Source organism: Microcystis sp., from assembly GCF_048564745.1.
GTDB lineage: Bacteria > Cyanobacteriota > Cyanobacteriia > Cyanobacteriales > Microcystaceae > Microcystis > Microcystis ichthyoblabe_A.
In genome coordinates, this window is record NZ_JBLZRT010000013.1 from 15,749 (window position 1) to 27,776 (window position 12,028).

At 43.0% G+C, this 12,028-nt stretch carries 9 protein-coding genes; 4 read left to right on the plus strand and 5 right to left on the minus strand.

What is annotated here, in order from left to right; genetic code table 11:
* Nucleotides 1-89: 89 nt before the first annotated feature.
* Both sufC and sufB read right to left on the minus strand, forming a co-directional pair.
* A complete protein-coding gene (gene sufC / locus ACOCD9_RS02260; RefSeq protein WP_419546263.1) occupies nucleotides 90-860 on the minus strand; it encodes a Fe-S cluster assembly ATPase SufC in 771 nt (256 codons plus the stop codon).
* A gap of 123 nt (nucleotides 861-983) precedes the next feature.
* Nucleotides 984-2,426 (minus strand): Fe-S cluster assembly protein SufB, encoded by a 1,443-nt coding sequence (gene sufB / locus ACOCD9_RS02265; RefSeq protein ID WP_036395285.1) that lies wholly within the window; start codon nucleotides 2,424-2,426, stop codon nucleotides 984-986.
* 223 nt (nucleotides 2,427-2,649) lie between these two features.
* Here sufB and sufR point away from each other — a divergent pair, with 223 nt between their 5' ends.
* Nucleotides 2,650-3,288 carry an iron-sulfur cluster biosynthesis transcriptional regulator SufR gene (gene sufR / locus ACOCD9_RS02270; protein ID WP_079209125.1) on the plus strand — a complete coding sequence of 213 codons (639 nt, stop codon included), beginning with the start codon at nucleotides 2,650-2,652 and terminating at the stop codon, nucleotides 3,286-3,288.
* A gap of 46 nt (nucleotides 3,289-3,334) precedes the next feature.
* On the opposite strand, the gene ACOCD9_RS02275 is transcribed toward sufR, so the two are convergent.
* The 3 genes from ACOCD9_RS02275 to purD form a co-directional block, all read right to left on the minus strand.
* Nucleotides 3,335-4,891 carry a CPBP family intramembrane glutamic endopeptidase gene (locus tag ACOCD9_RS02275; protein WP_419546264.1) on the minus strand — a complete coding sequence of 519 codons (1,557 nt, stop codon included), beginning with the start codon at nucleotides 4,889-4,891 and terminating at the stop codon, nucleotides 3,335-3,337.
* Nucleotides 4,892-4,995: 104 nt separating this feature from the next.
* Nucleotides 4,996-6,222 carry a glycosyltransferase family 4 protein gene (locus ACOCD9_RS02280; RefSeq protein WP_419546265.1) on the minus strand — a complete coding sequence of 409 codons (1,227 nt, stop codon included), beginning with the start codon at nucleotides 6,220-6,222 and terminating at the stop codon, nucleotides 4,996-4,998.
* Between the two features lie 209 nt (nucleotides 6,223-6,431).
* Nucleotides 6,432-7,697, minus strand: a complete 1,266-nt coding sequence (gene purD, locus ACOCD9_RS02285; protein ID WP_419546266.1) for a phosphoribosylamine--glycine ligase — start codon at nucleotides 7,695-7,697, stop codon at nucleotides 6,432-6,434.
* Between the two features lie 601 nt (nucleotides 7,698-8,298).
* On the opposite strand from purD, the gene ACOCD9_RS02290 reads away from it, so the two are divergent.
* The 3 genes from ACOCD9_RS02290 to hemJ all read left to right on the plus strand — a co-directional run bounded on the left by ACOCD9_RS02290 (nucleotide 8,299) and on the right by hemJ (nucleotide 11,913).
* Nucleotides 8,299-9,663: a UDP-N-acetylmuramoyl-tripeptide--D-alanyl-D-alanine ligase gene (locus tag ACOCD9_RS02290; protein ID WP_287703624.1), complete on the plus strand. Its 1,365-nt coding sequence runs from the start codon at nucleotides 8,299-8,301 to the stop codon at nucleotides 9,661-9,663.
* A gap of 7 nt (nucleotides 9,664-9,670) precedes the next feature.
* Entirely contained in the window at nucleotides 9,671-10,621 is a 951-nt protein-coding gene (locus ACOCD9_RS02295; protein ID WP_287703622.1) for a hypothetical protein, read from the plus strand.
* 704 nt (nucleotides 10,622-11,325) lie between these two features.
* Entirely contained in the window at nucleotides 11,326-11,913 is a 588-nt protein-coding gene (gene hemJ, locus ACOCD9_RS02300; RefSeq protein WP_046660950.1) for a protoporphyrinogen oxidase HemJ, read from the plus strand.
* Nucleotides 11,914-12,028: the final 115 nt, after the last annotated feature.

Below are 12,028 nucleotides of genomic sequence, written 5' to 3' on the forward strand. Positions count from 1 at the left end.
TGTGGGGTGTGGGGTGTGGGGTGTAGGGTGTGGGGTGTGGGGAGAATAAATAAAAGCAATCTCCTGATAACTGATAACTGATAGCTAGATTATTTAACGGCTAATAATTGTTCGTCGAGGAAATCGTAGCCGGTTCTTTCTAATTCGAGGGCTAATTCTTTACCGCCACTGGTGACAATGCGCCCATCGTACATAACATGAATAACATCGGGTTCAATGTAGTTGAGCAGACGCTGGTAGTGAGTGATAAGTAAAAAAGCGTTATCGGGAGTAGCTAATTGATTGACTCCCTGGGCAACAATTCGCAAAGCATCGATGTCTAAACCGGAGTCAATTTCATCGAGAATTCCTAAAGTGGGTTCTAATAAAGCCATTTGGAGGATTTCATTACGTTTTTTCTCACCACCGGAGAAACCTTCGTTTAAACTTCTACTAAGAAAGCTAGGATTCATCTGGACAACTTCTAGTTTTTTCTCGACTAATTCCTCAAAGTCAAAACTATCTAATTCTTCCGATCCTAGATGTTTTTGTCTGGCATTATAGGCAACGCGAAGAAAATCGAGGTTACTAACGCCGGGGATTTCTAGGGGATATTGGAAAGCGAGAAATATCCCCATGAGCGCTCGTTCATCGGGTTCTTTGTCTAAAAGATTTTCACCTTTATAAATTATTTCTCCCCCAGTTACTTCATAATCAGGATGTCCAGCGATTACTTTGGAAAAGGTGCTTTTTCCTGAGCCATTGCGCCCCATAATTGCGTGGGTTTCACCCGCTTTAATTTCGAGGTTAACTCCTTTAAGAATCTGATTTCCATCAATACTAGCGGTCAGATTTTTTACCGATAAAATTACTTCACTCATGGGATGTTTTTCTAGAACAAAAATATTAGTTTTGGGGGTTGACGGCGAATCATCAATTGATGGATAAATTGTCTTAGCTTTTGGTGGGTTACAGCTATCGCCTAACCCACCCTACTTTACTGATTATCCGACGGTTCCTTCTAGCTTGAGACTGAGGAGTTTATCAGCTTCGGCGGCGAATTCCATCGGTAATTTACTGAGGACATCTTTACAGAAACCACTGACTAACATAGAGACAGCATCTTCCTCGGAAATGCCCCGTTGTGCGAAGTAGAATAATTGGTCTTCACCGATTTTAGAAGTAGAAGCTTCGTGTTCTACTTTAGCACTGTTGTTATCCACCTGAATATAGGGAAAAGTGTTAGCTTCGGCATTATCTCCAATCAGCATAGAATCACACTGGGAGTAATTTCTTGCTCCCTTGGCTTTCGGTCCCATTTTCACTAAACCGCGATAACTATTTTGGGAGTTACCCGCAGAAATTCCCTTAGAAATAATCGTACTCTTGGTGTTGCGGCCAATGTGAATCATTTTCGTACCTGTATCGGCCTGTTGTTTGTTATTAGTTAGGGCAATTGAGTAGAATTCCCCGACGGAATTATCGCCGACTAAGACACAACTGGGATACTTCCAAGTAATTGCTGAACCAGTTTCCACCTGCGTCCAAGAAATTTTAGAATTAACTCCTTTACACAGACCCCGTTTAGTGACGAAATTATAAATACCTCCCTTACCATTGGCATCGCCAGCGTACCAATTTTGCACCGTCGAATATTTAATATCCGCATTATCGAGGGCGACTAATTCCACGACGGCGGCATGAAGTTGATTACTATCGTACATCGGAGCGGTGCAACCTTCTAAATAACTTACCGATGCCCCTTCTTCAGCGACAATTAAAGTTCTTTCAAATTGTCCCGTCTCACCGTTATTAATCCGAAAATAGGTGGACAATTCCATCGGACAGACGACACCTTTGGGTATAAAAACAAAGGAACCATCGCTAAAAACAGCAGAATTAAGAGCGGCAAAATAATTATCACCCACGGGAACCACAGTACCGAGATATTTCTGCACTAAGTCGGGATGTTCCTGTAAAGCTTCCGAAATAGAACAGAAAATAACCCCCTGTTCTGCTAGTTTTTCTTTAAAAGTTGTGGCGATAGAAACGCTGTCAAAGATAGCATCGACGGCCACGTTAGAGAGGCGTTTTTGTTCCGAAAGGGGAATGCCTAATTTTTCAAAGGTTTCGATTAAAGTGGGGTCAACTTCTTCAAGACTGTTGAGTTTTTCTTTTTTCTGTTTGGGTGCAGAGTAGTAGATAATATTTTGATAATCAATGGCAGGATAGGAAACGTGCGGCCAACTGGGTTCGGTCATCTTTTGCCATTGATGGTAGGCCCGGAGACGAAAATCGAGCATGAATTCCGGTTCCTTCTTTTTTGCCGAAATTAGGCGAATAATCTCCTCATTCAAACCGCGAGGGATGGTTTCCGATTCGATATCGGTGATGAAACCGTACTTGTAGGGTTGGTTAACGAGGTTTTTAACGGTGGTTGCACTCATGGGGGTTAGTGTTCTCTCTACGCGGTAGGCAGGGGAGGCAGTTAAACAACAATAAAGTTGTTTAAATTGATTATATAATAGATTAACAACAAAGCTGTTGTCAAAGTCACGGAAAATTTGAGAGGATGCTGGTAAACCTCTGTTATTCAGGTTACTCTGTAGGGGTAATTGGCCGCTCCTTGACCCTCAGCAATTGTACGCTAAAGCCTCTGTTTTTGGTATCATGACCACGACTCAACCCGCCTCGACGAAAGACGATATTCTGCAATATTTGCTCAAAAACGGTCAATCTACCGCCCAAGACTTGGCTGAAGAGTTAAGTATTAGTCCGCAAGCGACGCGCCGCCATCTTAAGGATTTGGAGGGGGAAGGACTGATCGAATATTTTGCGGTACAAAATAAGATAGGACGGCCTCAGCACATTTATCGTCTCAGTCGTCAAGGCCGTGGCCGTTTTCCCCATAATTACGATAATTTCGCCGTTTCTTTCCTCAATACTCTCGTGGAGACGGTGGGAGAGCAACAGGTGGGGGAAATTCTCAAAAAACAGTGGCAACGCAAAGCGGCAGAATATCAATTGCGCCTCGGGAAGGGGTCTTTAGGGGAAAGAATGAGAAAATTGCTGGAAATTCGCCAAGAGGAGGGTTATATGGCAGAATTAGTGGCACTGGAAGCAGAAAATAGTTATATCCTGGCCGAGCATCATTGCGCTATTGCTGAGGTGGCTGGTTCCTATCCCAGTATCTGTGGCCATGAATTAGAAATGTTTGCGCTGCTGCTTCCCGATTGTACGATCGAACGGACTCACTGGATCAATCAAGGTGAGCAACGATGTGGTTATCTAATTAAGTGCAAGGGTTGAAAGGGGAAGATTAGTTATCTCTAGACTAAGAGACTTTTTACCTCACCTAACCCGCACCGCTGCCCAATAAAAATAAACTTAACAGGGTGCCACCATTCCAGAGACTATGAACCAACATCGAGGATAATAAATTTTTCGAGCGGGTGTAAACAAAGCCAAGAACACAACCTAGGACGGTTAAAGGCAGCACTTCTGACAAATTTTGGTGAGCAAGGGCGAAAATCAAACTACTAAGCGCAATTGCACCCCAGACAGGCAGATAACGAGTCAAAGAAGCTAGTAAAAAGCCGCGAAAGACAATTTCCTCGAAAAAAGGAGCGGCAAGGGAAGCAGTAAAGCCAAAACAGATTAAAGCGAAGGTATTCTGGGATTCTAGGGCTAAAGTCAGCAGCGGGTTACTGCCCCCTTGTCCTTGCCAAATTAGTTGATTTAGCAAAGAAACGATAATAACCATGGGTAAAGCGACAAAATAGCCGGCTAACCCCCAGAGAAGCCAAGGACTAAAGAGTTTAAAACGAAACCAATCGGGAGGTAAAGGGCGAAAAGGCTTGATCGCTAGGTATAAAACCGATAAACTGCTCAATGTTAAGGCTAAATAACTAACTACAACGTATATTGCTTTAGCTTCTAGGTTAAATTTTTCGGGATTGAGACTCAAGGAACTCGATAAAATCCCGAAAATTACCGGTAAAACAATTTGTCCGACGAAAAAGAAACCAATAATTATTCCCCACCAGAGGGTTTCTCCTCCCCACTTAGTTTGCCAAGCGAGACTATCATCTAAAAAGAGCAGCGATCGCTGTTTACGGAGCAGCCACTGCACTAATAAAAAGATCAACAGCACGAAACCGATTAAACCGCCGATAAGAGGCAAGAAAGCCAGCAAAATTAGTTTAATTAAGGCATTAGCCGCCACTTCACTCTGTTCTTCCTCTAAAGCGAGTAAATCCTCTTGACGATTTTCGAGACTATATAATTTTTCCAGAATGGTATAACGAAACCATCCTTGAAAATTGCGCTCGATTCTCGCTTCAGCATCGGCAGCAATTTGGGGGGGTTCACTGTACAATCCCTCTAACAGCAGCGCATTTTTTAAAACAGCAGGTTTATAATTCTCAAATGCTGATTTTTCCTTGATCTCTTGCCAGATTTTCCGTGCCGAATCCAAGTCACCTTGACTAGCTTGAATGAGACTTAATTTCAGTTCTAAATCTTTTAAGGAATTTATGTCGCGCTCAAGGGATTTTTTTTGTTCGGGATTAACTGCTGATTTTTCTAGTTCGGTGATTGTTTTTTTGGCACTTTTCTGGGCTGATAAATACTGTTCCTCGGCAGTGTTATAAGTATCTTCACCGATCAGGGAAGTTTGAATTAATTTAAGATTAGCAAATTCCTCACTATTAGGATCAGCATCGGTGCTGAGAGTCGTGGCTTCTAGATTGAGATTGGTTTGATATAGTTGAATATTCGATTGGATTTGGGGCTGATTCACACTAGAAATTAAAGCTGTAACCACTGGAGTTAAAGCAATAATTGTTAAGACAAAAGCGATCGCTTGTTTGAGACTTTGCCAGGAGAGTTTTGTTGAGAAATTATCGAACATGAAAATAGGGAATTGGGAGTTAGGGGTGATGTGATGGGGTGATGGGGTTGGGTAATAGGTGTCGTGGAAAATTTTCCCTATCCCTATTCCCTATTCCCTAATTATTAACTAATTACTTGAGAAAAAAGATTTTCGTATTGATCCAAAGTCTTTTCAAAGGCATAATTTTCCTCCGCGTATTGTCGTCCCCTTTCTCCTAGTATAGTTGCTAAATCTGGGTTTTTGTATAATTTTAAAATAGCCGTAGCTAATGCCTCCGGATCTTCAGGAGTAACCACCAAACCACCACCACTACGCTCGATCGCCCTAGCGGCGGTTCCATCGGCGGGAACAGAAGCAATAATAGCACGACCACTAGCTAATAATACCTGAATTTTGGACGGCATATTAAAGGAAATAACATTATGTTTTTGCATCACCATACCCACATCGGCTGCCGCTAACATTTCTGGTAATTTTTCCCTGGATTGAAAGGGTAATAAAAGCACATTACTGGCCCCCTGTTGTTGGCGATACTTTTCTAGGCGATCGAGTGCTTCTTTTTTACCAACAATTACCACTTTAATCTCAGGAATGTCAACTAAGTGAACCGCAGCATCGATCAGGGTTTCTAGGGGTTGGGTTAGGGCAATATTGCCAGAATATAAAACAACAAATTTGCCCTCAAGATGATTTTCTTGACGGAAATAATTATTGTTTTTCGGCAGAGGTTTAATAAAGCTGACATCAACCCAATTAGGAATCTCAATAATTTTCTGACTCGGCACATTTTTAGTGAGGAGATTTTTGGTAAAACCATCGGCAATAACTGAGATTTTACCGGCAGTTTTGTAGGCAAATTTTTCGAGACTACTAAAAACCTTAATCATTTTCTGATTAGTTAATAATCCCACATGAACTGCCGCATCGGGCAGAATATCCTGCAAATTTAGAATGATCGGCACCCCGTATAATTTACTCAATAAAGCGGCGGGAACGCAAACGGGTAATCCGGGGACAGTTAAGAAAATTAGATCAGGTTTTTCGCCTTTGAGAGCCTGAAAGAAACTCAAAAAAACAAAGCTCAACTCAAATAAAATACGATTTTTTAGACTTCTTTGTGGGCGGGCCCAAACGTAGGAACGTTGAATTTTAACACCATTTCGTTCTTCTTCCAGATAGATTTTTCCTCGGTATTCGGGATCGATTTCACTATTAGGATACCAAGGAAAGGCGGTTAAAACCCTAACTTGATGACCTCTTTTAACCAATCCCTCCGCCAATTCTGTCATCAGGGGAGCGATGCCGATCGGTTCTGGATAATAGTTATAAGAATAGAGCAAAATTCGCATAGGGATGGCAATTTGGTTAGGCGATTCAGTTTCATGATTTTATCAATAGTTACTGGTTTTTTGACAAATCAGATTCGCCTTTGTCAGAGATTACCCTAGAAAAAGGCGGAGATTAAGTGAGAGATGCGGGAAAAAAGGGGAAATTGGCTAATAAATTAATCCTCAAAACCCCTAACTATTCCCCCTTACCCCAGCATCAATACTGACCCTTATTTTTCGCGTACCCGGTGGCCGATATCACGACGATAATAGATGCCCTGAAAGTGTATCCTGTTCACCGATTGATAGGCAAGTTCGATCGCCTGATTAAAATTGGCTCCCATAGCAGTGACACCCAAGACGCGGCCGCCATCGGTGAAGATATCGCCGTGTTTTAAAACCGTGCCGGCGTGGAAAACGAGCGCCCCTGCGGTTTCAGCGGTCTTAATTCCAGTGATTAACTGGCCCTTTTCGTAGTGGTCGGGATAACCGGCAGACGCGGCCACCACACAAACGGCACTACCGGATCGCCATTGTAAAGAGGGGAAATCAGTTAATTTTTGTTGAGCGCAAGCCAGCAGCAGCGGTGCCAGGGGAGTTTCCAGTAGGGGTAAAACCGCTTGGGTTTCGGGATCGCCAAAACGACAGTTAAATTCGAGAACTTTTGGCTCTCCGGCGGGGGAAATCATTAAACCCGCGTAGAGGACTCCCCGATAGTCAATGCCGCGTTTTTGTAGGGTGGCGACGATGGGGGCGAGGATGTCTCGGTCCACCGCTTCGATAATGGCGGCGGTGGCTATGGGTGCGGGGGCATAAACTCCCATACCGCCGGTATTTTTGCCGGTATCGCCTTCACCGATGCGCTTGTGATCTTGGGCGGGTAGCAGGGAACGAAAACTGATCCCATCGGTGAGGGTGAGGATGGACACTTCTTCCCCCTCTAGGAATTCCTCCACCACGACTTTAGTAAAGCCACTGGTAAAAAGATCATCGATCGCTTCTAGGGCCGTATCTACGGTTTCGGCGACAATTACCCCTTTTCCTGCGGCTAATCCGTCAGCTTTCACCACGATGGGCGCTCCTTGCTCTCGGATATAAGTTTTTGCTAATTCTGCATCGGTAAAGGTTTCCGAGGCGGCGGTGATAACTCCGGCTTCGATCATTAATTCTTTTGCCCAGGATTTGCTCGATTCAATTAAGGCCCCGGTTTGTGTGGGGCCAAAAACGGCAATTTCTTGGGCGAGAAGATGATCAGTAATGCCGAGGGAGAGAGGATATTCTGGCCCGACAACCACCAAATCGACGCTATTTTCCTGGGCAAAACGGCTAATTTCGGCAAAATCCTCCATTGCTAGGGGGATATTTTCACATTGAGGTAAAATTGCCGTTCCCCCATTACCCGGAATACAGAACACTTGTTCAACTTCGGGTGATTGCAGCAGTTTCCAAGCCAGGGCGTGTTCTCGACCACCACTGCCGATAACGATAATTTTCACGGATAAACGCAGCCTAAATGACGATGGCTTAATTATCCCCCAGTTCCAGGGTGCTATTGGCTAGAAGTTGAGATTACTTAACTTTTTAATCCCCGCTCCCCACCTGTTGAGCAATAACCCTGGCCCTAGTCCTACGGAGGTGATCAGATAAGTAGCTGGTTATAATTAAATTAAAAATGGATTTTAGGTTCGATCCCCCCTGCCCCCCTTGATAAGGGGGGTGCAGATAGGCGGGGGGATCCCCCCTTAATCCCCCCTTAATAAGGGGGGCATCTGACAACTTTTAACGCCTACCTACTTAACTGCTGTAAAGGAGTCAATTGTGATTAGATAGTAGATGCTCCCTTCTTAGGCTGTCCCTATTTTGGGTCATTCTACTGAATTGAGTTGGCTCTCTCGGACATTGGCTGAAAAATATTCACAATATTAGATTATGGGTGCAAGCAGTTCGATAAACTCCCTGACCACGTTGCGCCCCTACATGACACCAGCTCTGATTGAGAGGGCCAAGAAAAATCGATTTTATCTGATCTAAGTCCCCGTTAACCCTCAATCTATCTTCTAGATTATTCGGAATTTACTCTAATTATTTTTACTGTCTATGCCCTGTCATTTATCCCTGAATCAACTAGCTCAATTATTGTCCTTACAAGATAAGACTGACATAAGTTTTAGTCCCGATAGTTTAGTATCTGGCATTAATACTGATAGCCGTAGTATTGAGCCTGGACAAGCATTTTTAGCCTTAAAAGGTGATAATTTTAATGGTCATGATTTTATCGATATGGCTATCGAAAAAGGAGCGGCGACATTGATTGTCGATCAGCCAGTTTCGGTAAATTCTTCTAAAAATATTCCTGTATTTTTAGTCCAGAATACCCTAGAAACTTATCAGCAATTAGCCCATTGGTGGCGGAATCAATTCACTATACCCGTGATTGCTATTACAGGATCGGTGGGGAAAACCACCACTAAAGAATTAATCGCCTCCGTATTAGCAACCCAGGGAAAGGTACACAAAACCCTGGCTAATTATAACAATGAGATCGGAGTGCCGAAAACTCTCCTCGAACTGGATGAAACTCACGATAGTGCTGTAATCGAGATGGGAATGCGGGGACGGGGAGAAATTGCCCTGCTCGCTCAAATCGCCCAACCAACGATCGCAGTGATTACTAATGTGGGAACCGCTCACATCGGTCGTTTAGGGTCGGAAACGGCGATCGCAGAGGCGAAATGCGAGTTATTGGCCGAGTCTGCTTCCGGTAGTATAGCTGTTCTTAACTACGATCACCCTTTACTTACCGAAACAGCTAAACGGGTATGGCAGGGGGAAACAATTACCTATGGCTTCTCTGGCGGCGATATAGTCGGAGAATTACTGGATTTAACCACTTTACGAGTCAATGGACTAGATTTTAACTTACCTTTATCCGGTCGTCATCATGCTTTAAATTTTATGGCAGCCTTGGCTGTAGCGAAAATTTTAGGCATCGATTGGACTTCTTTGCAAGAGGGAATTAAGGTTAATTTACCCAGTGGTCGGGCCAAACGTTACCAATTAGCAACCGATATCCTACTCCTCGATGAAACCTATAACGCAGGTCTAGAATCAATGTTAGCGGCCTTGGATTTACTGAAAGCTACCCCCGGTCAGCGTCATATTGCTGTTTTAGGCACGATGAAGGAGTTAGGGTCTTTTTCGGAGCAATTACATCGCCAAGTGGGTGAGAGGGTGCAAAAACTAGGCATAGATCGCTTGTTTGTCTTGGTGGACGACCCCGAAGCTAAGTTTATTGCTGAGGCGGCTACTGGGGTCGCTTGCGAATGTTTTCAAACTCACGCAGATTTAATTAATCGTTTAAAGGAAGTGATCGATTCAGGCGATCGCATTTTATGCAAAGCTTCCCATTCCGTCGGTTTAAATCGGGTGGTGGAGGAGTTAATCAGTGATATTAGGAGTTAGGGAATAGGTGTTAGAGAATAGAGCTTTTTTTAGCAAGAATAGCCGATTAAAAACTTTTTTTTCGGTGATTCTAGCCCTAGTTTTCTTTTTTTCGGCCGTGCAAGTCTCTTTTGCTCAACAATCGAGACGACTGGAGACTTATCTCCCGGATCTCAGTGGTTTAGCTTGGGTAGAGGCGGATATTTTTCTAGGGGTTCACGATGCCAAAAATAAGGGCAAAAATAGTGATCCATCTCAAGCAAGGCTGAGTCTTTTACGGCTGCCTACGCAGGAAAAACCCCTATTATGGCAGGTTTTAAGGGTAGATTGGCCAAATCCAGAGGGATTGAGTAACGATCTCGAAAGTATTACTCATATCCCTGAAACTAACTTATTTTTGTTGGCTGAAAGTGGCGAGAAAAAACCTTTTCAAAGACTGTTTTTAGCAGCATACAACCAGCAACAAGTCAAGATAGTTGAGCAAATAAATTGGCCGATCGCGGTGGAAAATGTAGAGGCGATCGCTGTTAGTCGGCAAGGCGATCGTTATCTATTTATCTACGCAGAACGGGCCGATAGTCAAGAGAGTACAAAAATTCGCTGGACGGATATCTCGTTCAATCCCTTAAAATTCGGGGAATTTCAGTCGGTAACTTTTCGGAGTCCTTTTGGTAGCGGTAAAAATATTCGCCTCATCTCCGATTTAGCCGTAGATAAGCAAGGTAATATCTACATAGCTTCCGCTGACGATCCAGATAGTGCGGGAGTGTTTAGAAGTGCTGTTTACCGTATCGGTCAAGTTACACCCGATAATAGCCTAATTCTTGCCCCTAATCCCCAAAAAATTGCAGAAATCGACGGTGCTAAAGTGGAAGCGCTGACCACCAGAGAATCTCCTAGAGGTGAAGTAGAAGTCTTTATCGGTACGGATGACGAGAATTATGGCGGTTTTCTGCGACCTTTGCTCTTAGATAATTAGGGTTTGTTGTACTGAATTTAAACTGCCTATGAGAATTTTTAGTACAAATGCTCGAACTTTCTCTCCTTGCTCCCTTCTCTCCCATAATTACTAGCAGCTAGAAATCCGCTAGACCGCAGCATAATTTGTCCTTTTTGTCAAAAAAACTTTTTTTTTGCAATAAAACTACACAAAAAAAAGATCATCGTTGTGGGTGAAATTGACTCATTTACCTGTCTTGATTAGGATCACCTTCTAGGTGTGGCAAGGGTTTCAGACATTGCTGGCCAAAAAAGCACAGAAAAACCCATTATGAAATTCAGTAAAATCGCTGTAACCAGCATAACATCGTTGTTAAATAAAAATCTTTCTCAATTAATTTTTAAGAATTTGTAAATATTGCGGAATGTTAATTTAAATATTCTCAAGTTTGTGGAGTCAATAAATAATTTTTGCTTATCTTTGTCCAACATTGGGTTAGGAGACAGTTATCAGTTATCAGTTATCAGTTATCAGTTATCAGATGTGAGTTTTTAGTTTATTGTTTACTGAAAAAGCTCCCCACACCCCACACCCTACACCCTACACCCTACACCCCTCTCCCTTCTCCCTGCTCCCCAACCGAAACCCCTATTTTCCGTCTAAACTTTTGTATAGGGATAGTCTGGGAAAGCATGGATAACTCTTAGACTAATTAATTCGGGACTCACATCACAATATAGACTATGGCTTACTATTGGTTTAAAGCATTTCACCTGATTGGGGTAGTTGTTTGGTTTGCGGGACTATTTTATTTAGTACGTTTGTTTGTCTATCATGCGGAGGCAGCAACACAAACGGAACCCGCACAAGCTATTCTGAAAGCGCAATACGAGATCATGGAGAAGCGACTCTACAATATCATCACCACACCGGGGATGATTGTCACCGTGGCCATGGCGATCGGTTTAATCTCCACAGAACCGGAAATTTTAAAATCGGGATGGTTACATATTAAATTATCCTTTGTGGCTCTTTTACTCCTCTATCATTTCTACTGTGGTCGCATCATGAAGAAGCTAGAAAAAGGAGAATGTAATTGGACGGGACAGCAATTTCGGGCCTTAAATGAAGCACCAACCCTGTTATTGGTAGTTATTGTCCTTTTGGCAGTATTTAAGAATCAATTACCCCTCGATTTGACCACTTGGTTAATTGTAGCTTTAGTGGTATTAATGGCAGTGACAATCCAACTCTATGCTAAAAAACGTCGCAAAGATCAAGAAAAACTTCAGCAAAATACTCTCCAAAAAGAAGAAGTAGCGACCATGTAAATTATCCTAATCCTTGCCTAGGTTTCTAGGATAACAGTTAAGAGTGGTTTGACAGCTGTGGGATGGTCTTTTTAGTCCATCCCAATTATATAGGGAGCAACCTTTAGCTTTTAGG

Bases quoted from the DNA above. Each gene is read 5' to 3' on its own strand.
- sufC (WP_419546263.1), bottom strand. From the start codon at position 860: ATGAGTGAAGTAATTTTATCGGTAAAAAATCTGACCGCTAGTATTGAT.
- sufB (WP_036395285.1), bottom strand. From the start codon at position 2,426: ATGAGTGCAACCACCGTTAAAAACCTCGTTAACCAACCCTACAAGTAC.
- sufR (WP_079209125.1), top strand. From the start codon at position 2,650: ATGACCACGACTCAACCCGCCTCGACGAAAGACGATATTCTGCAATAT.
- ACOCD9_RS02275 (WP_419546264.1), bottom strand. From the start codon at position 4,891: ATGTTCGATAATTTCTCAACAAAACTCTCCTGGCAAAGTCTCAAACAA.
- ACOCD9_RS02280 (WP_419546265.1), bottom strand. From the start codon at position 6,222: ATGCGAATTTTGCTCTATTCTTATAACTATTATCCAGAACCGATCGGC.
- ACOCD9_RS02290 (WP_287703624.1), top strand. From the start codon at position 8,299: ATGCCCTGTCATTTATCCCTGAATCAACTAGCTCAATTATTGTCCTTA.
- hemJ (WP_046660950.1), top strand. From the start codon at position 11,326: ATGGCTTACTATTGGTTTAAAGCATTTCACCTGATTGGGGTAGTTGTT.